Origin of the sequence: Micromonospora echinofusca (assembly GCF_017614955.1) — a bacterium.
GTDB classification, from domain to species: domain Bacteria; phylum Actinomycetota; class Actinomycetes; order Mycobacteriales; family Micromonosporaceae; genus Micromonospora; species Micromonospora echinofusca_A.
Genome location: NZ_WVUH01000088.1, coordinates 1 through 22,009 on the forward strand (window position 1 = coordinate 1; position 22,009 = coordinate 22,009).

The following is a 22,009-nucleotide window of genomic DNA, read 5'->3' on the forward strand; positions in this document are numbered from 1 at the left end:
CCCGCCTGTGGCGCGACCGGCACACCCTGCAACTCGGCCTCGATCCGGCCCGGGCGGTGCTCCTGGAGATCGCGAACCCGGCCGCCGCCCGGCTACTCGACCTGCTCGACGGCGGGCACAGCGAGCGGGCCATCCTCGACCACGCCGCCCGCATCCGGGTGGGTCGCCCGGATGCCCGCAGCCTGCTCGATGCGCTGCGTACCGCCGGTCTGGTGGTCGCCGCGCACACCCTGCTGCCCCGCGAGCTGACCGGCCCGGCCCGGACCCGGCTCGCCGGTGAGGCGGCGGCGATCGCGCTCCGGGCCCCGGAACACCCCGGTACCCCCGCCCAGCTGCTCCGCCGCCGACGTGCCGCCCGGGTCGTGGTCACCGGGTACGGCCGCCTCGGTGGCCCGCTGGCGGTCACGCTGGCACAGGCCGGGGTCGGTCACGTCGATCCGGCACTCGACGGGCGGGTGGACGCCGTGGACATCGCCGCCGGCTGGCTGGTCAGCGGCGACGAGGGACGACCCCGGTCGGTCGCCGTCGCCGAGGCGGTCCACCGGACCGTGCCGGAGACCCGGACCGCCCCGGTCAGCCTGCGCCACGCCACCCTGGTCGTACAGGGTGGGAGCGACCGGCCCGCCGCGCTGCTCGCCGCCGGGTACGCCCGCCGCCGGCAGCCGCACCTGCTGGTCGGGCTCCGCGACGGGGTACCGGTGATCGGGCCGCTGGTCCGCCCACCCGCCGGTCCCTGCCTGAACTGCCTCGACCTGCACCGCCGGGACCGCGACCCGGCCTGGCCGGCCCTGGCCGCGCAGCTCGCCGGGGAGACCGCCGGGGAGCCCTGCGCCACGGCGACCCTGCTCGCCGCAGTCGCCTACGCCACCAGCGAGGTGCTCACCGTGCTGGACGGCGGTACCCCGGAGACCGTCGGCGGGGCGGTGGAGATCAGTTCGCCGGGTCGGCTGCGTCGGCGGGTCTGGCCCCCGCACCCGGGGTGCGACTGTGGCGCCCGGCGACCGGTGGGACGGGAGGTGGCCCCGGCCACCCTCTCGTTGGCAGCACCGCAGCCCGAGAGTCGGTCACAATGATCGGGTGACCGACATCCCGCGCCGGGCCGTGTCCCGCACCGCCAAGCTCGCCGCACTGCCGCTCGGCTTCGCCGGGCGGACCGTCCTCGGCATGGGCAAGCGGGTCACCGGGCTCGCGTCCGAGGTCATCTCCGCCGAGATCCAGCAACGCACCGCCGAGCAGCTCTTCAGCGTCCTCGGGCAGCTCAAGGGCGGAGCGATGAAGTTCGGCCAGGCCCTGTCGGTGTTCGAGGCGGCCCTGCCCGAGGAGGTGGCCGCGCCGTACCGACAGGCCCTCACCAAGCTCCAGGAGGCCGCCCCGCCGCTGCCGGCGGCCAGCGTGCACCGGGTCCTCGCCGAGCAGCTCGGTCCGGACTGGCGGGACCTGTTCGAGGAGTTCGACGACACCCCGGCGGCGGCGGCGAGCATCGGGCAGGTCCACCGGGCCCGCTGGCGCGGACCGGTACCGGCCACCGGACGGGGCCGCCGGGCCAAAGCGGTCGCCCGACCGGTCGCCGTCAAGATCCAGTACCCGGGTGCCGGTGACGCCCTTCTCGCCGACCTCAAGCAGCTCTCCCGGCTCGGCGGGATGTTCCGGGCCATCCAGCCGGGGCTGGACATCAAGCCGCTCCTGGTCGAGCTGCGGGAGCGGATCACCGAGGAGCTGGACTACGAGTTGGAGGCCGAGTCGCAGCGGGCCTTCGCCGCCGCGTACGCCGACGACCCGGAGATCTTCATCCCGGCGGTGGTCGCCGCCGCACCCCGGGTCCTGGTGACCGACTGGGTCGAGGGGACCCCGCTCTCGGCGATCATCCGGGAGGGCAGCACCGAGGACCGGGACACCGCCGGCCGGTTGATGGCGGTCCTGCACCTGTCCGCACCCGAGCGGGCCGGGCTGCTGCACGCCGACCCGCACCCGGGCAACTTCCGGCTGCTGCCCGACGGGCGACTCGGCGTGATCGACTTCGGTGCGGTCGCGCGGCTGCCGGAGGGCACCCCGGAACCGATCGGGCGGCTCATCCGGCTCGCCCTGGCCGGGGACGCCGACGCCGTCGTGGCCGGCCTGCACGCCGAGGGTTTCGTGAAGTCGACCGAGACGATCGACGCGCGGGCGGTGCTCGACTACGTCCTCCCGATGCTGGAGCCGGTGGCGGTGGACCGGTTCCGGTTCAGCCGGGCCTGGCTCCGGGCCGAGGCGACCCGGCTGGGCAACCCCCGCTCCGCGGCGTACCAGCTCGGCCGGCAGCTCAACCTTCCCCCGTCGTACCTGCTCATCCACCGGGTGACCCTCGGGTCGATCGGGGTGCTCTGCCAGTTGGAGGCCGAGGCGCCGTACCGGGAGATCATGGAACGCTGGCTGCCCGGGTTCGCCGTACCCGCCTGACAGCGCCAGCCGGCCCCGACCGTCCGCCGTCCCGCCTGAACGCACACCAGGGCATGCCCCGCGATCCGGAGATCACAGGACATGCCCTGGTGTGACGGGGGGGGTGGTGGTTACACGGAGCCCAGGTCGCGGGCCGCCTGACGACGGGCGTCGACGGCAACGGTACGGGCGGATCGGGGTGCCTCAGTGCGCGTGGTGCTGGTGCCGGCCTGAGGCCGGCGCATTCGCGCCCTCGACAACGCTTCGTGGATTAGATGCATCTCGGTGATTCCGTTTCGGGTCGGGTACTCGGTGGTGCGGGCTTTTCTCAGGGCCGGTCGCGGACCGGCGGAACCACGGATCGGGAACATGTCAGGCCACCAGCCGGACCGTGTTGCGTGACGTGACGACACCGGTGGCCGCCAGCCGGGCCTCGGCCTCCACCCGCAGCACGGCGTCGCGGGCGACGTCGGCCTTACGCGGACGGCCCCGGGGCCGCTTGCGCGGGACGACCGCGCCACGCTCGAAGATCTCGCCGCCCCAGACACCCCACGGCTCGGCCCGCTCCACCGCACCGGCCAGGCACTCGACGCGCAGCGGGCAGTCCCCGCAGAGCGACTTGGCCAGCTCCAGCTCGGCAGGCGAGTCCGAGAACCACAGGTCGGGGTCGAACTTCCGGCAGGGGAGGTTCGCCTCCAGCTCGACGTTCAGGTCGAGCGGGGCCAACGCCAGACTCATCTCCCGGTCACCTCTCTCTCACTTCGATCTCTTCGATCGGTGTTCCGACACTTCGGCGGTGCAAAAAACTGAGGCCGCGGATCCCGGTAGCGGGTTCCGCGGCCTCGAGGTGAGCCGGTTGGTCTGAAGACTCAGACCGGTCTACCTCGAGGTGGAACGCCGCGGACGGCCATGCGCTTCGTGGCGCCATCGACACCGTTGCCGGTGAAGCCACTGGTGCCCTCAACTCCGGTCGGCACGGCAGCCAGGATCAGTTCGAACCGATCCCGGAGCTGGTGCGCCTGCGGAAGCTGGTGAGCCTGCGGTGCGCAGACGGCCCGACCCAGGGCCCACTGCGCGCCCAGGGCACGCGGGGAGACGAGGGCAGCCGGCAGCACCGACGGTCGCGCGTAGGCGAGAATCTCCATTGGTGCCACCTCCTGACTGACTCTCGTGATGAACCCGGTCGACCCCCCGTGAGCAGCCCGAATGGCGCCGCTCGCGAGGTGTGTCCTGAGGCTATTCCTCACCCCGGGGCGAGGGCAAACGAATTTACGACTCGATTTCCGAAGTTTTTTCCGGCGCGAGCGTGTCGACGTCCGCGCCCGCCACCAGGGCCAGTACCGCCTCGCCGTACAGGCCGAGCTTGCGGGGACCGATCCCGGCGATGGCCAGCAGTTCCTCGGAGCGGCTCGGCTTGCGCTCGGCCAGCGCGGTCAACGTCGCGTCGGTGAAGACCACGTACGCCGGCACCTTCTGCTCGCCGGCCACCCGGACCCGCCACAGGCGCAGCCGCTCGTACAGCTCCTCGTCGATGTCGGAGGGGCAGGTGGGGCAGCGCCCCAGCTTGCGGTCCGCACCGGCGAGCAGGGTGGCGCCGCAGATCCGGCAGGAGACGATCTGGTTACGCCGCCGCTCCCCCTTGCGGGCCGCCGGGGCACCGGCCCGCTCACCGCCGCCCGAACCGTCCAGCTGCGGCAGGAACCGGCTCGGCCGGCGGGGACGACCACCCGGCGAGCGGGCCGAGGCGTACGACAGCCAGAGCCACTCCCGGGCCCGGGTGATCCCCACGTAGAGCAGCCGGCGCTCCTCCTCCTGCTGCTCGGCGGTCTTCGCGTAGGTGGTGGGCAGGGTGCCGTCGGCCAGACCGACCAGGAACACCGCGTCCCACTCCAGCCCCTTGGCCGAGTGCAGGGAGGCACAGGTGACCCCGTCGACCGTCGGCGCGTGCTGCTGGCTGGCCCGCCGCTGCAACTCCTCGTTGAAGTCGGCCAGCGTGACCGGGCGCTCGACCGTCGCCGCCTCCCCGATGGGCAGCACGGCCGGGCTGGCCGCGAACTCCTCGGCGAGCTGGACCAGGGCGGCGAGCGCCTCCCAGCGCTCCCGGGCGGCACCACCGGGTGGCGCGGCGTCCGGCGCCCAGCCGACCGCGGCCAGCGCCTCGACCACCGCCTCGACCAGCGGCGTCTCCCCCGGGATGGACCGGGTGGCGGCGCGCAGCGCCACCATCGCCTGCCGGATCTCGGCACGTTCGAAGAACCGCTCGGCGCCCTGCACGACGTACGGCACCTCGGCCTCGGTGAGCGCCTTCTCGTACGCCTCGGACTGCGCGTTGGTCCGGAACAGCACGGCGATCTCCCGGGCCGGGGTACCCGCCGCGACGAGTTGCCGGCAGCGCGCCGCGACGGCCGCCGCCTCGGCCGGCTCGTCGGTGAAGATCCGCAGGTCCGGCTCGGGGCCGGCGGGGCGCTGCCCGACCAGTTCCAACCGCAGCCGGGCCTCGGCCCCCCGGGCCTGCCGGATCACCGCGTTCGCCAGGCCGACCACCTGCGGCGTGGAGCGGTAGTCGCGGACCAGCCGGACCACCACCGCGTCCGGGTGCCGGCGGGGGAAGTCGACCAGGTACGACGAGGTGGCCCCGGTGAACGAGTAGATGGTCTGGCTGGCGTCACCGACCACGGTCAGGTCGTCCCGGCCGCCCAGCCACGCCTCCAGCAGCCGCTGCTGCAACGGGTTCACGTCCTGGTACTCGTCGACCACGAAGTGCCGGTACTGGCCGCGTACCTGCTCGGCCACGTCGGGGTGCTCCTCGATCCCCCAGACCGCGGCCCGCAGCATGTCCTCGAAGTCGATCACGCCGTTGGCGCGTTTGATCTGCTCGTAGCCGGCGAAGACCTCGGCGACCTTCGCCGCGTCCTGAGAGGTCTCCCGCTGCGACTTGGCCGCCGCCACGACGTACTCCCCCGGCTCGACCAGGGACGACTTGGCCCACTCGATCTCACTGGCCAGGTCCCGGGCCGCCGCCCGGTCGGTGCGTACCCCGACCCGGGCCGCCGCCAGGGTGACCAGCCGGACCTTGCTGTCCAGCAGTTCCGGCATCTCCCGGCCGCCGAGCAGACGGGGGGCGAAGTAGCGGACCTGGCGCAGGGCGGCGGCGTGGAACGTCCGGGCCTGCACCCCGCCCACCCCGAGCGCGGTGAGCCGGGCCCGCATCTCGGCGGCGGCCCGGGCGGTGAAGGTCACCGCCAGCACGTGCCGGGCGGAGATCTCCCCGGTGAGCACCCGGTGGGCGATCCGCGAGGTGATCGCCCTGGTCTTGCCGGTGCCCGCCCCGGCGAGCACGCAGACCGGCCCGGCCGGTGCGGTCACCGCCGCCAGTTGCTCCGGGTCCAGCCCACCGAGTACCTGCCGCGCCCCTGCGTCAACCGCCACAGCTAGGAATCATGTCAGCCGTCCCGAGCGTTACAGCGGTTAGCCTGGCTGGTCGGCGGAGCACGCGGGCCGCCGGGCCGACCGGCCGGATCGACCTCGTGGAGGACCTGAGCATGTTGACGATGTATTCCACCCCCTGGTGCGGCTACTGCCACCGGTTGAAGTCGCAACTCGACCGGGAGGGCATCGGGTACCAGGTCATCGACATCGAGCAGGACCCGGCCGCCGCCGAGTTCGTGATGAGCGTCAACGGCGGCAACCAGACCGTACCGACCCTGCGGTTCGACGACGGCTCGGCCCTGACCAACCCGACGATCAACCAGGTCAAGCAGCAGCTCGCGGCGATCGCCGGCGCCTGAGGTGCAAGGAAGGGCCCCTTCTTATCGCTTTCGGTAGAGGAAGGGGCCCTTCCTAACACCCGGACGGCTCCTGGCACCCGGGCGGCTCAGCGGCACCTCACCCGGTCCGACCCCCGGCGGGTACGCCCATCTCGGAGGCGGCCGGCCGACGCGGCCCGGGGACGGCCGGCGCCGGTACCGCCGACGCGGACCCCACCGCACCAGGAGCCGCCAGCCCGGAGACGGTCGCGCCAGGAGTCACCGGCCCGGGGAGGGTCGGCCCGTCACCGGGGAGGGTCGGTGCCGGCTCGGGTGCCGAGAGCCGGCGGCCGGTCCAGAGGTAGGTGGCCGCGCCGAACACCGCCAGCGCCATCAGCAGGAACAGCAGGCGGTAGTCGACCAGGCCGACGAGCAGCGCCCCGAACCCGATCGACAGCGACTGCGGGCCGCTGACCAGTGCCTCCGACGCCGTGGTGACCCGGCCGAGCAGCGGCGCCGGGGTACGCCGTTGGATGAGCGTGTTGAGGCCGACGAAGGTCAGTGGCAGCGCGACCCCGGCGAGGATCAACGCGAGGAAACCCAGCCAGAGTTCCGGGTACACCAGGGCCAGCATGGCGGGGGCGAAGGCGGCGTTGCCGGCGGCGAGGGCGCCGAGTTCCCCGACCCGCCGGACCACCTTGGCGGAGATCAGCCCACCGAGCAGGCCACCGATGCCCTGCACGGTGACCAGGACGCCGACGAAGGCCGGTTCCCGACCGAGCCCCTGGTCGACGTACGCGAAGATCAGCGCCTCGCTCAGTCCCATCACCAGGACGGCCAGCCCGGTACCGGTCACCGCCCGGCGCAGCGGGGGCACGCCGAGCAGGTGGCGCAGCCCGGCACCCAGTTCGGTCAGCCAGCTCACCTCTTCCCGGACGGGCGTGACCTCGCGTACCCGGACCGCCCGGACCACGACGGCCGCGGTGACGAAGCCGGTGGCGCCGAGCGCGACCAGGGCCCAGCCGCCCACACCGGCGTAGAGGCCGGCCCCGGCCAGTGGACCGCCCAACCGCAGCCCCTGCTTGACGGTCTGGAGCACCCCGTTCGCCTCGGCCAGCAGGTCGCCGGGGACGATCTCCCGGACCAGCCCGTTGAGGCTGGCGGTGAGGGCGATGTACGACAGCCCGTAGAGCGCGCCGACCGCGTAGATGATCCAGACGTCCCCGGCGTCCCGGACCGCGAGCAGCGGGGTGAGCAGCACGGCGGTCACCAGGTTGGCGGTGACGAAGAACGACCGGCGCGGGAACCGGTCCACCACCCAGCCGACCAGCGGCGCGGCGGCCATCGGCGCGACCGTGGCGAAGATCGTCGCCCCGGCCATCCCGTCCGACCCGGTCAGATCCTTGACCCAGATCGCGAGGGCCAGCAGCAGGATCGATTCGGCGACCATGCTGGCGAGGAGGCCGCTGAAGAGTAGTCGGAAACCGGGGTGGCGCAGGATCGTGCGCATGGGCGAGGGGTCCCTTCCGATCGACGGGTCGGGCCGGACCGGTGCCGCGCGTCGGCGTGTTTCCGCAGCCCGGGGCGGTGTGGGCGGCGATTTTTCGTGGCGAGACACGCCCGGACGGGGACAACGGCCGGCGGACATGACGTCCATACTGACCGTGGGGGGCGAATTCCATAGAGTCACCGCCCCGTGTCGAGGACCGGGGCGTCGTCACCGAGAAGGGGACTCCTGTGCCGCCTGCCGTACCGAGCCCGATCCTGCGCCGGCGTCGACTGGGCACCGAGCTGCGCCGCCTGCGGGAAGCCGCCGGTCTCACCGGCGACCAGGTCATCGACCGGGTCGGCTGGGCCTCCGCGTCCAAACTGTCCCGACTGGAGAACGGCCGCAGCCGGCCGGACCTGCGCGACGTACTGGATCTGCTCAGCCTCTACCAGGTGGACGAACAGCTCCGAGAGGAGCTGGCCGCGATCACCCGGGAGGCCGGCGACATGCGCGGCTGGCTGCGGTCGTACCCGGTGATGACCCAGCGCCAGCGCAGTTACGCCGAGTTGGAGGCGGGCTGCGCGGAGATCCGCGAGTACAGCCCGGCGCTGGTACCCGGGTTGTTGCAGACCCCGGCGTACGCCCGGGTGCGGATCATGTCGACCCGACCCCTCGACCCGGGCGGGGATCCGGACCGGGCGGTGGAGTCCGAGGACGTGGACACCGAGGTGGCCGCCCGGCTGGCCCGGCAGTCCCTGCTGGACCGGGCCGGCGACGCACCGCAGTACACCGCGGTCCTCGACGAGGCCGCCCTGGGCCGGCGGGTCGGGCCCGCCGAGATGCTGCGTGAGCAGCTCGTCCAGCTCTGCGACCTGGCCGCGCTGCCCAACGTGACGCTGCGGATCCTGCCCCGGGACGTCCCGGTCGCGGACTGGTACCTGCCACCGACCGCGTTCTCGCTCTACCGCTTCGCGGATCCACTCGATCCGGAAACTCTCGCAATAGAGGGCGAATTTCTCAACTTCATGGTTTACGAGCGAGACCACCTAAACAGGTATAAGCTGGTCTTCGAGTGGCTCTGCGCGGCGGCACTCTCCGCTGCGGACTCGCTGGACTGGCTGTCCCGGGCAGCGGGTCGAGCGGGTGACGGGCCGGCACCGTCCCTGCTGGCGCACGGGTTGGCAACGGCGCCGACCCAACGCAGCCGGCACAGTGGACACCTGACGGAGCACTGACCTACGGGGGGTCACGTTCCGGTCGGCCGGCGCGGAGCACTCATCCCACTGGAGTTATCCGACCAGGAGCACATCCATGAACGAAACCCGAAGCACCCTGCCGTACGCCCTCCTTGCCGAGCAGTTGGCGGATGCCCCGTGGCGTACCAGCACCCGTAGCCAGACGTCGAACTGCGTGGAGGTCGCCCGGCTGAGCGGCGACACCGCAGCGGTGGCCCTGCGGGACAGCAAGGACCGGAGCGGTCCGGTCCTGCTCTTCGACCGCGCCGGATGGCGCGACTTCGTCACCGGCACCAAGAACGGGCAGTTCGACCTGGCCTGAGCCGTACCCGACCGGGACCGCCGGTCCGCCCACCCGGGCGGGCCGGCGGTCCCGTTGACGCTCCGGGTACGCCCCACCGGCGAGCGGTCCCGTTGACGCTCCGGGTACGCCCCACCGGCGGGTGGCCCCGTTGACGCTCCGGGTACGCCCCACCGGCGGGTGGCCCCGTTGACGCTCCGGGTACGCCGGGTGGGCAGGATCCGGTCAGCTGATCGGTGGAGTCGGGAATCCGGTCAGCCGTTCCACTTGCCGAGACATTCTCACTGCGTAACATGACGAGATAGCTGACGTGGAACTTCCACGGAAGCCCACTACCAGGGCAGACACGTCACCGTGCCAGTCACCGCCACGGTCACCGGAGACACCCATGCGGTTCCTGATCGTCCGAACCGACATCCGCGCCGCCGCCGATGCCGACCTCGCCGCCGTGTTCGCACGCGGGGGACGGCTCCGCGACGAACAGACCGCCCCCGAGCCGCGCCGGCAGACCCTGCACGCGGAGGACCGGGAGGCCGCACTCACCCTGGCCCGTGCCCTCGCCGCAGTCGGCGCCGTCCGCTCCGGCCGGCAACGGGTCAAGGTACTACCGATCGACGACCCACCGGGTCGCTGACAGACGCCCGTCGTGGACCGGCCCGGCTCCCCCGCCGTGCACCACGCCTCAGCCGGCCACGACGGACAGGGTTCTTGGTCCGTGACCGCCGCGGCAACGACGGTCACGGACCAAGACCGTCCGGGCCGGTCACGGCCCGGCGACCCGCAACCGGCCCGGTCGCGGCTTCAGTCGTCGCACTCCAGCCAGTGCCGGATCAGGTGGAACGCGATCGACAGCGGTGGGGGCAGGGCCAGCGCCGTCGTGTCGTCCACCGGGACCGGTTCACCGGCCAGGGCCCGGCCGATCTCCCGCCGGGAGAACCAGAGCGCGTGCGATATCTCGGTCGGGTCGAGGCGTACCGGCCAGGCCGGATCGGCGACCGCCCGGAAGCCCAGCATCAGCGAGCCGGGAAACGGCCAGGACTGGCTGGCGACGTACTCGACCCGGTCGACGGGTACGCCCACCTCCTCGGCGACCTCCCGGACCACGGCCGCCTCGGCCGACTCGCCCGGCTCGACGTAACCGGCCAGACAGGAGAACCGCCGTCGGCCCGGCTGACCCGGCCAGGCCGCGTTGCTGCCCAACAGGCACCGGCCCGCCGGACCACCGACCCCGTCGTGCACCAGCACGATCATCGCCGGATCGGTCCGGGGCCAGATCCGGTGCCCGGTGTCGTCCACCCGGGACCAGCCACCCTCGTCGATCCTGGTCGGTCGGCCGGTCACCGGGGAGTAGCCGTGCCCGGCATGCCAGTTCGCCAACGCGACCGCCGTGGTGAGCAGCCCGGCGTCCCGGTCGGTCAGCAGATGGCCGACCTCCCGCAGTCCCGCCGCCCGGGCACCGGTGACCTCCGGCAGCTCCGCCACCACGGCGAAGACCGGCACGTCGTCCGGCTCGACGCCGAGGAACAGCCGGGCCGCCTCCGGTACCGACGGTGCCTCCGCCGTCGGCAGCAGGACCAGCGCCGGGGTGTCAGCGTCCCGGACCAGGGCCCGGCCGCCGGCCGCCACGTCCACCACCAGCGCCCGTCCCCTGGACCAGGCCCCGGCCAGCCAGGCCGGGTCGGTCCGGTGGTGCGCCGCCCGGTCCAGGGTGGACCGGGCGAGTGGCGGGGCGGCGTCGGTCACGCCGACACCGGCTCCGACCGGACCTCGGTCAGCACCCCGAGCGGGTCGGCGATCCGCTCCGCGTCACCCAGCACCACGGTGACCCCCCGGGCCGGTGCGAGATACCGGGCCGCCGCAGCCGCCACCTCGTCGCGGCTCGCCTTCGCCAACCGCGCGGCGTGCTCGGCGAGGAAGTCCAGCCGCAGCCCGTTGCCGGCGTACGCGGTGGTCAGTGCCGCCAGCCCGGCCTGGGTGGACATGCCGAGCTGGAGGGTGCCCAGGGCGTACTGCCGGGCCTGTTCCAACTCCTCCTCCTCCGGCGGCAGCGACGCCAGCCGGCCGAGTTCGTAGTACGTCTCCAGCAGCGCCGGACCGGTCACCTCGGTGGCCACCTCGGCCGCGACCACCAGTTTCGACCCGGCAACCGAGTGCTCGATCATCGAGTGCGGGCCGTAGGTGTAGCCCTTGTCCTCCCGGATGTTCTCCACCCAGCGGGACGAGAAGTAGCCCCCGAAGACCAGGTTGGCCAGTTGCAGGGCGGCGTGGTCGGGGTGGGTCCTCGGTACCGCCGGCAGCGCGATCCGCAGCGAGGACTGCACCGACCCGGGCCGGTCGACCAGCAGCAGCGGTCCCGGTTCCAGCGGCGGCTCCGGCGGCAGCGTCACCGCCCGGCCGGCCCCGTCCCAGCCGCCCAACGCCTGCTCGGCCGCGTCCAGCGCCTTCTCCGGCCGGATGTCGCCGACCAGTACCAGTACCGCACCGGCCGGGTGGACCCGCTCGGCGTGCAGCCGGCGCAGGGCGGCCGGGCGCACCGCCCGGACCTGCTCCGGCTCGGGGGTCTGCACCGCGTACGGGTGTTTGCCGTACATCCGCTTCAGCAGCGCCGCCCGGGCCAGGTGGGCCGGTTGGCTCTGCGCGACCTGGATGTGGTCGATCAGCCGGTCCCGCTCGGTGGCCACCTCGTCGGCCGGGTACGCCGCCCCGGTCAGCACCTCGGCGAGCAGTTCCAGGATCCGGTCCAGTCCGGTGACCAGGCCGGCACCGGAGACCATCAGCCGGTCCGGGTCGAGCCCGGCGGAGAGCCCACCGCCGACCTTCTGCAACTCGGCGGCGATCTCGATGGTGGACCGGTCGGCGGTGCCGGAGAGCAGGGTCTGCGACAGCACCGCACCCCGGGCCAGGTGGGCACCGCCGAACGGCACCCAGAGCCGGACCTCCACCAGCGGTACGGCCGGGCGGCGGACCGCGATGACGGTCAGCCCGTTGGCCAGCTTCCGTTCGGCCTGCGGCGGCAGCTTGAGCCGCCGGGTGGGTCCGAGCGGTGGCAGGGTACGCGGTGCGGGGCTGGTCGTCGCCGTCATCGGGCACCTCCGGGCATCACCTGGACGGACGCGCGGCGCTCCGGCCGCAGGGTGGCAGCGGCGCTGCGGATCTGCTCCTCGGTCACCTCACCGACCAGTCGGGGCAGCTCGTTGAGCAGGCCCGGCTCACCGCGCTGCTGCTCCAGCACGGCCATGTTGAGCGCCCGGCCGAGCACCGCGTCGGTGTCCCGGAGCAGGTGGGTGGCCATCCGGGCCTGGGTCCGGGCCAGTTCGCCGTCGGTCGGCCCGTCGGTGGCCAGCCGGTCCAGTTCCTCGTCGACGGCGCGCAGCACCCCGTCGACGTCGCCACCGGGCGGCAGGTGGGCCTGGAGCAGCAGCGCGGTGGGGTCACGCACGTCGAACGGGTCGCCCATGAAGCCGAGGTACCCGCCGATGCTGGTGACCGTCCGGTCCCGGTGCGCCAGCCGCTCGACGAGTCGGGACGCGTCGCCGTCGGTGAGCACCTCGGCGAGCACCACGTACGGCAGGTAGCCGGCGAAGTCGGTGATCGGGTCCGGTACCCGCCAGGCGCTGGCGACCGCGGGCAGCGGCACCAGCGGGTCGACGTACGACTCGCGGCGCTCGGCGGTCAGGTCGGGTTCGGCGAAACTGGGCCGGACCGGCGCCGGGCGGGCCTCGACGTCACCGAAGTGCCGGCCGATCAGCTCGGTCGCCTCGGCGACGTCGATGTCCCCGCTGACCGCGAGGACGGCGTTGCCGCAGGCGTAGTAGCGCCGGAAGAAGTCGGCCGCCTCGTCGATCGTGGCGCTCTCCAGGTCGACGAAGGAGCCGTAACCGTCGTGCGCGTTGGCGAACGTGTCGAACATGACCGGTGGCAGCTTCAGCCACGGGAACCCGCCGTACGGCCGGTTCAGCACGTTGACCCGGATCTCCTCCTTGACCACGTCGACCTGGTTGCGCAGGTTCTCCTCGGTCAGCCGGGGGCCGCGCATCCGGTCGGCCTCCAGGAACAGCGCCCGTTCCAGGGCGTTGCTCGGCAGGGTCTCGAAGTAGTCGGTGTAGTCCAGGTGGGTGGAGCCGTTGAAGGTCCCCCCGGCACCCTGGACGTGCCGGAAGTGGGCCAGCTTCTCCAGGCTCTCCGACCCCTGGAACATCAGGTGCTCGAAGAGGTGGGCGAAGCCCGTCCGCCCCTCCGGCTCGGACCGGATGCCGACGTCGTAGACGACGGCCACCCCGATCACCGGGGCACTACGGTCCGGGGTGAGCACCACCCGCAGGCCGTTGTCGAGGGTGAACCGCTCGACCGGGTACTTCGTCGCTGGAATTCTCGATCTCCGCGCCGCCACGGCTCGACCCTAGCGTGTCGGCGCCTGCGGATGCGGTCACCTCCCGGCGGGTACGCCCCGGGCCGGAGCGGTGCGGGGCAGCACCTCCGTACCGACCCGGTACGCCTCCTCCAGGTGTGGCCAGCCGGAGAGCACGAACTCGTCGATGCCGAGCGCGACGTACTCGTCGATCCGGGCCGCGACCTCGGCGTAGCTGCCGACCAGCGCGGTGCCGGCGCCCTCGCGGACCAGGCCGATCCCGGCCCAGAGGTTCGGCGCGACGGTGAGCCCGTGGGTGGTGCCGGCGTTGAGCGCGGTCATCCGGGCCTGGCCCACCGAGTCCATCCGGGCGAACCGGGCCTGGGCGGCGGCGATCCGATCCGGGTCCATCCCGGCCAGCAGCCGGTCCGCCTCGGCCCACGCCTCCCCGGCGGTCGGCCGGGCGATGACGTGCAGCCGCAGCCCGGTCCGTAGTTCCCGGTCGTGCCCGGCGGCGAGCCGGCGGATCCGCCCGGTCCGCCCGGCGATCGCGGCCGGTGGCTCGCCCCACATCAGGTAGGTGTCCGCCAGCCGGGCGGCGACCGCCTCGGCGGCCGGGGACGCCCCGCCGAAGTAGACCGGTGGGGTCTCGGTCAGTGGCCGGGCGAGCCCGCCCCGCTCGATCCGGTAGTGCTCGCCGGTGTGGTCGAACGGGACGCCCTGCCAGGACCGCCGGAGCACCTCGACGAACTCCCCGGTCCGGGCGTAGCGCGCGTCGTGGTCGAGGAAGTCGCCGTACGCCCGCTGCTCGGCCGGGTCGCCGCCGGTGACGATGTTCAGGGCCAGCCGGCCGCCGGTGGCCCACTGGAACGCCTCGGCCTGCTGGGCGATCAGGGTGGGCAGTGCGAAGCCGGCCCGGACCGCGACCAGGAACCGCAGCCGGGTGGTGTGCCGGGCGACGGCCGTGCAGGTGATCCACGGGTCCGGGCAGCCCGAGCCGACCGGGGTGAGCGCGCCGGTGAAGCCGCTCTCCTCGGCGGCGCGCCCGACCCGGGCCAGGTACTCCACGGTGGCCGCCCGTTCGTGCCGGGCGGCTCCGGCGGTGACCGTCGCGGCGCCGACCTGGTCGCCGTCCCCCGAGGTCGGCAGGAACCAGTGGAACGTCATCTGCTCGGCACCCCCTCCCGAATTACCTATCGGAATAGTAGGAAAATCCCGGCACGCCGGAACAGCCCCTTCCCGGGATGTGGATGGGCCTTGACGGGAGAGGGTCGGATAATCCACTGTCCCTATCAAGCAAGTAGGAATTATATGGATTGGACAACGATGAGACGGCTCCCCTCCCGTCGGCTGACCACCCTGGCCGCCCTCACCGTCACGGCCGTCGCCGCCCTGGCCACCGCCGGCTGCGGCGACGGGGAGAGCAGTGCGACCGCAGGTGGCGACTCCGGCCCGGTGACCCTCCGGCTCGGCTACTTCCCCAACATCACCCACGCCCCCGCCGTGGTGGGCGTCGAGAAGGGCATCTTCGCCGAGAAGCTCGGCAGCGACGTGAAGCTGGAGACCAAGACCTTCAACGCCGGCCCGGCCGCGATCGAGGCGATCTTCTCCGGCGCCCTGGACGCCACCTACATCGGCCCGAACCCGACGGTGAACGCGTTCTCCAAGTCCAAGGGCGAAGCCGTCCGGGTCGTCTCCGGCGCCGCCTCCGGCGGCGTCGCGCTGGTGGTCAAGCCCGGCATCGACTCGGTCGAGGACCTGCGCGGCAAGAAGATCGCCACCCCGCAGCTCGGCAACACCCAGGACGTGGCGATCCGCTACTGGCTCAAGGAGAAGGGCCTCACCACCACCAAGGAGGGCGGCGGCGACGTCAAGATCGTCCCGCAGGAGAACGCCCAGACCGTCGAGACCTTCGGCAGCGGCGCGATCGACGGCGCCTGGGTACCCGAGCCGTTCGTCTCCCGGCTGGTGAACGCGGGCGGCAAGGTCCTGGTCGACGAGCGGGACCTCTGGCCGGACAGGAAGTTCGTCATCACCAACCTGATCGTCAGCACCAAGTTCCTCAAGGCCCACCCCGACGTGGTGAAGAAACTGGTCGAGGGACAGGTCGCGGCGAACGACTTCGTCAACACCAGGCCGGACGAGGCGCAGCAGGCCATCTCCCAGCACATCGGCAAGATCACCGGCAAGCCGCTGGACCTGAAGCTGATCAAGCAGGCCTGGCCGACCCTGGAGTTCCTGAACGACCCGATCGCCTCCTCGCTCAAGGCCGGGCTGGACCACGCGGTCGCCGTACAGCTCACCCAACCGGTCGACCTCGACGGCCTGTACGACCTGAGCTTCCTCAACGACGTACTCAAGGCCCAGGGCAAGCCCGAGGTCCCGCAGCCATGACGTCGACCACGACGACGCCGTCGAGCGTGACCCCCGCGGTCGCGCTCGACGGCGTGACCAAGGTGTACGGGCGGGGCGCGCAGGCCGTCCTCGCCCTCGACGGGGTCTCCCTCGACGTCGCGCCCGGCGAGTTCGTCTGCCTCGTCGGCGCCTCCGGGTGCGGCAAGAGCACGCTGCTCAACCTGGTCGCCGGGCTCGACCGACCCAGTGGCGGGCAGGTCCGGGTGGCCGGCTCCGAGCAGTCGGCCGGTCTGATGTTCCAGGAACCGGCCCTGTTCCCGTGGCTGACCGTGGCGGCCAACGTGGAGCTGCCGCTGCGGCTGCGCGGCCTGCCCCGGGCCGAACGGAAGGAGCGGGTCGCCGAACTCCTGCGCACCGTCCACCTCGGCGAGTTCGGTGGCCGACGGCCGCACGAACTCTCCGGTGGCATGCGCCAGCGGGTCGCCCTGGCCCGCACCCTGGCGCTGGACACGCCGGTGCTGCTGATGGACGAACCGTTCGGCGCACTCGACGCGATGACCCGGGACATCCTGCACGACGAACTGGAACGGATCTGGTCCGAGCGGCAGCTCAGCGTGCTCTTCGTGACCCACAACGTCCGGGAGGCGGCCCGGTTGGCCGACCGGATCATCCTGCTCTCCAGCCGCCCCGGGCGGATCATCTACTCCACCCGGGTCGACATCCCCCGGCCGCGCCGCATCGACTCCGCCGAGGTCGCCGCGATCGCCGCCGAGGTCACCGACCGGCTGCGTACGGAGGTGGGCCGGCATGGCCAGTGACACCCTCGCCCGGACCGGCTCCGGCACCCTGTCCGGGCTGGACGCCCTCGACCTGGCCACCCAGGAGAAGGCCCCGTCCCGGCTGGGCCGGCTCTGGTCGGCCACCTGGCCGAAGATCGCCGCCCTGGCCCTGGCGCTCGGCATCTGGCAGATCGTCGTCTGGACCGGCTGGAAGGAACCCTGGGCGCTGCCCGGACCGGTCACCGTCCTGTCCGACCTCGGCAGCTACCTGCTCACCTCGGCGCTCTGGGACGGGCTGGCCACCACCGCCCGCCGGGCTGCGGTCGGCTTCGCCGCCGCACTGGTCGTCGGGTTGCTGACCGGTCTGGCGGTGGCCCGGATCCGGGTGCTGCGGGCCGCGCTCGGCTCCATGATCACCGCGTTGCAGACCATGCCGTCGATCGCCTGGTTCCCGCTGGCGATCCTGCTCTTCCAGCTCAGTGAGCAGGCGATCTTCTTCGTGGTGGTACTCGGTGCCGCGCCGTCCATCGCCAACGGAGTGATCCACGGCGTGGACTACGTACCACCGATCCTGATCCGGGCCGGCCGCAACATCGGCGCCCGGGGGCTGAACCTGTACCGGTACGTCATCGCGCCGGCCGCCCTGCCGGCCATCGTGGCCGGGCTCAAACAGGGCTGGGCGTTCGCCTGGCGCAGCCTGATGGCCGGTGAGCTGCTGGTGGTGATCGCCACCAAGACCTCGATCGGCGCCCAGCTCACCTATGCCCGGGAGCTGTCCGAGGCACCCCGGCTGATCGCCATCATGATCGTGATCCTGGTGATCGGTCTGCTGGTGGACTCGGCCTTCGGGGCGGCGGACAAGGCCATCCGGCGCCGGTGGGGCGTACTCGACCAGGCCGGCAACTAGGGAGGACCGGCCATGCACGTCTCCGCACGCAGCGAGTACGCACTCCGGGCCATGCTCGCCGTCGCCACCGGACCCGACGGGCAACTGGTGAAGGCCGCCACGCTCGCCGCCACCCAGGACATCCCGCTCAGTTTCCTCCAGGGCATCCTGCTCGACCTGCGCCGGGGCGGCCTGCTGGTCAGCCACCGGGGCACCGACGGCGGGTACGCCCTGGCCCGGCCGGCGGCCGAGATCACCGTCGGCGACATCCTGCGCGCGGTCAACGGCGACCTGACCACCGTCCGGGGCCAGCCCGCCGGCCGGGCCACCTACCACGGCAACGCCGTCGGACTACGGGCGGTGTGGCTGGCGGTGCACCACGCCATCGAGGACGTGGTCGACGCCGCCAGTCTGGCCGACCTGCTGACCGGCCAGGTCGGCGGTCCGGTACCGGCCAGCGCCGAGCCCGGCCGCTGACCGGCGCGTCCCGTTCCGGACCGCCCGGCTCCACCGGGCGGTCCGGCACCGGGTTCAGCGCGGCCGGACCGCCCGGTTGACCAGGGCGTGTCGGGTCCGTCTCAGATCGGCCGGACCGAGGCCAACGCGTCGTCGACCACCCAGTCCAGGTGCCGGTGGGTACCCGGGATCGACACGTAGAAGACCGCAGCGGTCGACCGGCCGACGTCGATGCAGGCCACGGCGGCCAACTCGTTGGTGGCCCGCAACCCCGCCCGCTTGAAGTGCAGCCGGAACTTGGTCACCCAGGCCGGCCGGCCACCGATCGTGGTCCGCCCGTCGGCCAGCAGTTCCATCCGGGTCGGCTGCGGGTAGTACTCGGCCCGGACGTCGGCGGCCACCTGCCGACCCACACAGGCCAGGTCGAAGGTCAACGCGTCGTTCTCCGCCGCCGGCACCGCCGCCGAGAGGATCGAGGCGTGGTAGTCGCTGCCCCCGTCGTACTCCTCCTCGGTGACGAAGTGCTGCCCGACCCGGTACGGCACCTCCAGGGTGCCCGCGTTCCACACGTCGGTCCAGGGCAGCCAGGGCGCCCCGTACCGCCGGTAGGAGATGCCGGCCGTCTCGTCGACCGTACGCTGGCCGGTCTCCACCGACCCGGACGGCGGGGCTCCGGGCCCGGGCGGCGCGTCCGGGGTGGTGCCGGACGGTCCGGTCGCGACCGCCGACGGGCAGAGCCGGGCCAGCGGGGGCCGGACGTCCGTCGGGGCCGCCGGGCGGTCCCGGAACGGCTGCGGGTTACCGGAGAGGGTCACCCCGAGCACCACGACCAGGCCGATCACCAGGACCGCGCCCGCCGCACCGGCGAACCACCACAGCCGCCGGTTCGCCCCGGACGGCGGTGGCAGCGCCGGACCGGGCGGCGGCACCGGAGACCCGGTCGGTGCGGAGTACTTCCGGGTGACCGGCCCGGACCGCCACTGCGGACCGGGCGGCGACGGATTGAGACCCATGACAGAAAGTGAACACCACGCGGGAAAGAAACTGGCGACGGGCCGGCGGTGGCCATGCCACCACCGGCCCGGTCAGCTCGCCGTCCCCGGTGCCCGGGACGGCCCACCCACCATGTCGGCGGCGGTGAGACCGTTGCCGGGCGCCGGCTCGGCCGGACTGTTCAGGTCGACCACCGCCGCCGGCCGCCGGCCCGTCGGGGCCGGATACCAGGGCGCGAACGCCGCCAGCAGGGCCAGCAGCAGACCGCCGACCCCCATCAGCAGAACGAACAGAATCTCGCGTACGGCTGCTGCGCGTACCGCCGCCGTACCGGCGCGGACCGCCATCGCCTACCCCTCCCGGTACGGGTCACCGCGACCCGTACGCCTCCGCGCCCAGGATCGCCCATCCGCAGCGCCGACACAGTCAGCGATCGGACCCAATCGGCCATCCGCACGGGTACCTAGGTAGGCCCCGGGCCGACGGTCAGGCCGGCCGGGACGCGGCGGGCCGACGGGAGCGGCGCGGCCGACCCGAGCCACGGTGCGCCGGGCGTCCCGCCGTGCTCCGCCCCGCCGGGGCGGGCGGCGTGGGGGCCACGATGGTCACCGGCACCCCGGACGGCACCCGCGCGCCGGTGACCTGGGTCAGCGCCTCGTCGCCGGGGCGTACGGTGACCGACTTCGGGCGGATCCCGGCGACGCTCATCATCCGGGTCATGTCCCGGCGCTGCTCCGGCAGGACCAGGGTCACCACGGTGCCGGTCTCACCCGCCCGGGCGGTCCGGCCACCCCGGTGCAGGTAGTCCTTCGCCTCGGTCGGCGGGTCCACGTTGACCACCAGGTCGAGACCGTCCACGTGGATACCCCGCGCCGCCACGTCGGTCGCGACCAACGCGGTCACCTGGCCGGTACGGAACTGCTCCAGGATCCGGGTCCGCTGCGGCTGGGACTTGCCGCCGTGCAGGGCGGCGGCGCGTACCCCGTTGGCCAGCAGTTGGCGGGCCAACCGGTCGGCCCGGTGCTTCGTACCCATGAAGAGGATCGTGCGGCCGTCCCGGGCGGCGATCTGGGTCACCGCCGCGGTCTTGTCCAGCGGGTCGACGTGCAGCAGGTGGTGGGTCATCGCACTGACCGTCGCGGTACCCGGGTCCACCGAGTGCGACACCGGGTCGGTGAGGAACCGCCGGACCAGCCGGTCCACCCCGGAGTCCAGGGTCGCGGAGAAGAGCATCCGCTGCCCGTTCGGCGCGACCTGCTCCAGCAGCTTCGTCACCTGCGGCAGGAAGCCCATGTCGGCCATCTGGTCGGCCTCGTCGAGGACCGTTACGGCGACCTGGTCCAGCCGGCAGTCACCCCGGTTGATCAGGTCGTGCAGCCGCCCCGGGGTGGCCACGACCACCTCGGCACCGGCGCGCAGCGCGTCGGCCTGGCGCTGCAACGACAGCCCGCCGACCACGGTGGCGCAGCGCAGGCCGACCGCCGTGGCGTACGGCGCCAGCGCGGTGGTCACCTGCTGGGCCAGTTCCCGGGTCGGTACCAGGACCAGGGCGAGCGGGCGACCGGGCCGGGCCCGCCGGCCGGCGGTACGGGACAGCAGCGGCAGCCCGAAGGCCAGGGTCTTGCCCGAGCCGGTACGGCCCCGGCCGAGCACGTCCCGGCCGGCGAGCGAGTCCGGCAGGGTAGCCGCCTGGATCGGGAACGGATCGGTGATGCCCTGCGCGGTCAGCTCCCGGTGCAGGGCGGGAGCGAGCGGGGCATCAGCGAAGGAAACGATGGTGCGGGTCATGTCGGGACCTTCCTCGAAAGGCGGCACGTGTCGAGGAAGGCACCGGGACCGGTCGACCGGTCGGGGCGCTGTCACCGGGCACAGCCCGGTGGTCACAAGCACGAACCTGGGTGGTACGCGGATCCGGCCCGCGTCCCGTGCGGAACGCGGGCCGGATCGCGTCACCGTGCCGGTCGGCACGGTGGTGGAACAGATCACCGAAGCGGGGTGCCCCCGGCTCCGGGACGCATCACCCAGCCGAACCGGCAGGGTGGCGTCACCGGACCGTGGACGGCGACGGTGGTCGGGCGGAAGCTCAGAGCGGGCGGATGTTCTCCGCCTGCGGGCCCTTCTGGCCCTGGGTCACCTCGAACTCGACCCGCTGGTTCTCGTCCAGGCTCCGGTAGCCGGAGGACTGGATCGCCGAGAAGTGGGCGAAGACGTCGGCGCCGCCGCCGTCCGGGGTGATGAAGCCGAAGCCCTTGTCAGCGTTGAACCACTTGACGGTGCCAATTGCCATGTGTTTCGTCTCCTTGACGGAACGATCGCCCCCACACCTGTTGTGGGGCCGAAGAGGATCGTCCACGCCGGCAGGCGCGGATCGACTGTCGATTCTGGTCGCCCCATCCGGAGAACTCCGGACATAACAAACGGCGCCTGGGGCCACAATCCCGCCAGGCGCACGCCACGTCTTTGAGACTGAACTGCGGAAGTCTCTGGGAACCAAAACTGCAACCCGGCAAACATAGCACGCCCTCAGCGGAGGCGCTCGGGTATCCCGGTGATCAACGCGGCCAGCCCCTCGGCGTCGAGCAGGTCCGCCGGCCGGACCGTCACCCCGGACCGGACGTAGTGGAAGGCCGCCCGGACCCGGTCCACCGGCACCCCGGCCAGCTCCGCCCAGGCCAGCCGGTACGCGGCCAGCTGCACGGCAGCCGCCTCGGCGGCCGGCCCGTCCGGCGGCCGGCCGGTCTTCCAGTCGACCACGTCGTACCGGCCGCCGGGGGCGGTGAAGACCGCATCCATCCGGCCCCGGACCACCACCCCGGCCAGCACTGTGGCGAACGGCACCTCCACCTCGACCGGCACCCGGTCGGCCCACTCGCTGGCCAGGAAGCGCTCCTGCAACTCGACCAGCTCACCGTCCGGCGCGGCGTCGTCGTCCGCCGCCCCCGGCAGCTCGTCGACGTCCAGCAGGCGCGGCGCCCCGAACCGCTCCTCCAGCCAGGTGTGGAAGGC

General features: G+C 73.0%; 22 protein-coding genes and 1 pseudogene. 10 read left to right on the forward strand and 13 right to left on the reverse strand.

The window, feature by feature from the left end; genetic code table 11:
* Both GSF22_RS12705 and GSF22_RS12710 read left to right on the forward strand, forming a co-directional pair.
* On the forward strand, positions 1-1,073 hold a 1,073-nt coding region (locus GSF22_RS12705; protein WP_208813750.1), incomplete at its 5' end, for a TOMM precursor leader peptide-binding protein.
* 4 nt (positions 1,074-1,077) lie between these two features.
* Positions 1,078-2,436: an ABC1 kinase family protein gene (locus GSF22_RS12710; protein WP_208813751.1), complete on the forward strand. Its 1,359-nt coding sequence runs from the start codon at positions 1,078-1,080 to the stop codon at positions 2,434-2,436.
* 351 nt (positions 2,437-2,787) lie between these two features.
* On the opposite strand, the gene GSF22_RS12715 is transcribed toward GSF22_RS12710, so the two are convergent.
* From GSF22_RS12715 to GSF22_RS12725, 3 genes are all read right to left on the reverse strand, one after another.
* Positions 2,788-3,153 (reverse strand): WhiB family transcriptional regulator, encoded by a 366-nt coding sequence (locus tag GSF22_RS12715; RefSeq protein WP_208813752.1) that lies wholly within the window; start codon positions 3,151-3,153, stop codon positions 2,788-2,790.
* 131 nt (positions 3,154-3,284) lie between these two features.
* Positions 3,285-3,560, reverse strand: a complete 276-nt coding sequence (locus GSF22_RS12720) for a hypothetical protein (protein ID WP_208813753.1) — start codon at positions 3,558-3,560, stop codon at positions 3,285-3,287.
* Between the two features lie 124 nt (positions 3,561-3,684).
* Entirely contained in the window at positions 3,685-5,844 is a 2,160-nt protein-coding gene (locus tag GSF22_RS12725) for an ATP-dependent DNA helicase UvrD2 (RefSeq protein ID WP_208813754.1), read from the reverse strand.
* 113 nt (positions 5,845-5,957) lie between these two features.
* On the opposite strand from GSF22_RS12725, the gene GSF22_RS12730 reads away from it, so the two are divergent.
* Positions 5,958-6,203, forward strand: a complete 246-nt coding sequence (locus GSF22_RS12730) for a mycoredoxin (RefSeq protein WP_208813755.1) — start codon at positions 5,958-5,960, stop codon at positions 6,201-6,203.
* 265 nt (positions 6,204-6,468) lie between these two features.
* On the opposite strand, the pseudogene GSF22_RS12735 reads toward GSF22_RS12730, so the two are convergent.
* Positions 6,469-7,671 (reverse strand): annotated as a pseudogene (locus GSF22_RS12735) (MFS transporter); the annotation flags it as partial.
* Between the two features lie 227 nt (positions 7,672-7,898).
* On the opposite strand from GSF22_RS12735, the gene GSF22_RS12740 reads away from it, so the two are divergent.
* From GSF22_RS12740 to GSF22_RS12750, 3 genes are all read left to right on the forward strand, one after another.
* A complete protein-coding gene (locus GSF22_RS12740) occupies positions 7,899-8,885 on the forward strand; it encodes a helix-turn-helix domain-containing protein (protein ID WP_208813757.1) in 987 nt (328 codons plus the stop codon).
* Between the two features lie 76 nt (positions 8,886-8,961).
* Positions 8,962-9,207: a DUF397 domain-containing protein gene (locus GSF22_RS12745; RefSeq protein WP_208813758.1), complete on the forward strand. Its 246-nt coding sequence runs from the start codon at positions 8,962-8,964 to the stop codon at positions 9,205-9,207.
* 367 nt (positions 9,208-9,574) lie between these two features.
* Entirely contained in the window at positions 9,575-9,820 is a 246-nt protein-coding gene (locus GSF22_RS12750; protein WP_208813759.1) for a hypothetical protein, read from the forward strand.
* 167 nt (positions 9,821-9,987) lie between these two features.
* Here GSF22_RS12750 and nudC read toward each other — a convergent pair whose 3' ends face one another.
* From nudC to GSF22_RS12770, 4 genes are read right to left on the reverse strand one after another with little or no spacing between them, the layout of a single operon-like run.
* Complete coding sequence (gene nudC / locus GSF22_RS12755) at positions 9,988-10,929, reverse strand: NAD(+) diphosphatase (protein WP_208813760.1); 942 nt, start codon at positions 10,927-10,929, stop codon at positions 9,988-9,990.
* On the reverse strand, positions 10,926-12,269 hold the full coding sequence (locus GSF22_RS12760; protein ID WP_208813761.1) for a M16 family metallopeptidase: 1,344 nt from the start codon (positions 12,267-12,269) through the stop codon (positions 10,926-10,928). The genes nudC and GSF22_RS12760 overlap by 4 nt, the downstream gene beginning before the upstream one ends.
* A complete protein-coding gene (locus GSF22_RS12765; protein WP_208813762.1) occupies positions 12,266-13,576 on the reverse strand; it encodes a M16 family metallopeptidase in 1,311 nt (436 codons plus the stop codon). Before GSF22_RS12765 ends, GSF22_RS12760 begins: the two co-directional genes overlap by 4 nt.
* A 36-nt stretch (positions 13,577-13,612) precedes the next feature.
* Positions 13,613-14,701, reverse strand: a complete 1,089-nt coding sequence (locus GSF22_RS12770; protein WP_208813763.1) for an LLM class flavin-dependent oxidoreductase — start codon at positions 14,699-14,701, stop codon at positions 13,613-13,615.
* A gap of 159 nt (positions 14,702-14,860) precedes the next feature.
* Here GSF22_RS12770 and GSF22_RS12775 point away from each other — a divergent pair, with 159 nt between their 5' ends.
* The 4 genes from GSF22_RS12775 to GSF22_RS12790 are packed head-to-tail and all read left to right on the forward strand — an operon-like array spanning position 14,861 to position 18,031.
* A complete protein-coding gene (locus tag GSF22_RS12775; protein ID WP_208813764.1) occupies positions 14,861-15,928 on the forward strand; it encodes an ABC transporter substrate-binding protein in 1,068 nt (355 codons plus the stop codon).
* The gene (locus GSF22_RS12780) at positions 15,925-16,707 is read left to right on the forward strand and encodes an ABC transporter ATP-binding protein (protein WP_208813765.1); all 783 of its coding nucleotides are present in this window, start codon (positions 15,925-15,927) and stop codon (positions 16,705-16,707) included. Before GSF22_RS12775 ends, GSF22_RS12780 begins: the two co-directional genes overlap by 4 nt.
* Positions 16,697-17,575, forward strand: a complete 879-nt coding sequence (locus GSF22_RS12785; protein WP_208813766.1) for an ABC transporter permease — start codon at positions 16,697-16,699, stop codon at positions 17,573-17,575. The genes GSF22_RS12780 and GSF22_RS12785 overlap by 11 nt, the downstream gene beginning before the upstream one ends.
* Positions 17,576-17,587: 12 nt before the next feature.
* Positions 17,588-18,031 (forward strand): Rrf2 family transcriptional regulator, encoded by a 444-nt coding sequence (locus tag GSF22_RS12790; protein ID WP_208813767.1) that lies wholly within the window; start codon positions 17,588-17,590, stop codon positions 18,029-18,031.
* 101 nt (positions 18,032-18,132) lie between these two features.
* Here the strand turns inward: GSF22_RS12790 and GSF22_RS12795 are convergent, their stop codons facing one another.
* The 5 genes from GSF22_RS12795 to GSF22_RS12815 form a co-directional block, all read right to left on the reverse strand.
* Complete coding sequence (locus GSF22_RS12795) at positions 18,133-19,023, reverse strand: hypothetical protein (protein WP_208813768.1); 891 nt, start codon at positions 19,021-19,023, stop codon at positions 18,133-18,135.
* Between the two features lie 72 nt (positions 19,024-19,095).
* On the reverse strand, positions 19,096-19,350 hold the full coding sequence (locus GSF22_RS12800; protein ID WP_208813769.1) for a hypothetical protein: 255 nt from the start codon (positions 19,348-19,350) through the stop codon (positions 19,096-19,098).
* A 139-nt stretch (positions 19,351-19,489) separates the two neighbouring features.
* Positions 19,490-20,791 carry a DEAD/DEAH box helicase gene (locus GSF22_RS12805; protein ID WP_208813770.1) on the reverse strand — a complete coding sequence of 434 codons (1,302 nt, stop codon included), beginning with the start codon at positions 20,789-20,791 and terminating at the stop codon, positions 19,490-19,492.
* A 295-nt stretch (positions 20,792-21,086) separates the two neighbouring features.
* Entirely contained in the window at positions 21,087-21,290 is a 204-nt protein-coding gene (gene cspE / locus GSF22_RS12810) for a transcription antiterminator/RNA stability regulator CspE (RefSeq protein WP_007464836.1), read from the reverse strand.
* Positions 21,291-21,526: 236 nt separating this feature from the next.
* Positions 21,527-22,009: PD-(D/E)XK nuclease family protein (locus GSF22_RS12815; RefSeq protein WP_208813771.1), on the reverse strand; the 483-nt coding region annotated here is incomplete at its 5' end.

What these genes read in the sequence shown, in the direction of transcription:
- GSF22_RS12715 (WP_208813752.1), bottom strand. Translation starts at nt 3,153, where the DNA reads ATGAGTCTGGCGTTGGCCCCGCTCGACCTGAACGTCGAGCTGGAGGCG.
- GSF22_RS12720 (WP_208813753.1), bottom strand. Translation starts at nt 3,560, where the DNA reads ATGGAGATTCTCGCCTACGCGCGACCGTCGGTGCTGCCGGCTGCCCTC.
- GSF22_RS12730 (WP_208813755.1), top strand. Translation starts at nt 5,958, where the DNA reads ATGTTGACGATGTATTCCACCCCCTGGTGCGGCTACTGCCACCGGTTG.
- GSF22_RS12745 (WP_208813758.1), top strand. Translation starts at nt 8,962, where the DNA reads ATGAACGAAACCCGAAGCACCCTGCCGTACGCCCTCCTTGCCGAGCAG.
- GSF22_RS12750 (WP_208813759.1), top strand. Translation starts at nt 9,575, where the DNA reads ATGCGGTTCCTGATCGTCCGAACCGACATCCGCGCCGCCGCCGATGCC.
- GSF22_RS12760 (WP_208813761.1), bottom strand. Translation starts at nt 12,269, where the DNA reads ATGACGGCGACGACCAGCCCCGCACCGCGTACCCTGCCACCGCTCGGA.
- GSF22_RS12770 (WP_208813763.1), bottom strand. Translation starts at nt 14,701, where the DNA reads ATGACGTTCCACTGGTTCCTGCCGACCTCGGGGGACGGCGACCAGGTC.
- GSF22_RS12775 (WP_208813764.1), top strand. Translation starts at nt 14,861, where the DNA reads ATGAGACGGCTCCCCTCCCGTCGGCTGACCACCCTGGCCGCCCTCACC.
- GSF22_RS12780 (WP_208813765.1), top strand. Translation starts at nt 15,925, where the DNA reads ATGACGTCGACCACGACGACGCCGTCGAGCGTGACCCCCGCGGTCGCG.
- GSF22_RS12785 (WP_208813766.1), top strand. Translation starts at nt 16,697, where the DNA reads ATGGCCAGTGACACCCTCGCCCGGACCGGCTCCGGCACCCTGTCCGGG.
- GSF22_RS12790 (WP_208813767.1), top strand. Translation starts at nt 17,588, where the DNA reads ATGCACGTCTCCGCACGCAGCGAGTACGCACTCCGGGCCATGCTCGCC.
- GSF22_RS12795 (WP_208813768.1), bottom strand. Translation starts at nt 19,023, where the DNA reads ATGGGTCTCAATCCGTCGCCGCCCGGTCCGCAGTGGCGGTCCGGGCCG.
- GSF22_RS12800 (WP_208813769.1), bottom strand. Translation starts at nt 19,350, where the DNA reads ATGGCGGTCCGCGCCGGTACGGCGGCGGTACGCGCAGCAGCCGTACGC.
- GSF22_RS12805 (WP_208813770.1), bottom strand. Translation starts at nt 20,791, where the DNA reads ATGACCCGCACCATCGTTTCCTTCGCTGATGCCCCGCTCGCTCCCGCC.
- cspE (WP_007464836.1), bottom strand. Translation starts at nt 21,290, where the DNA reads ATGGCAATTGGCACCGTCAAGTGGTTCAACGCTGACAAGGGCTTCGGC.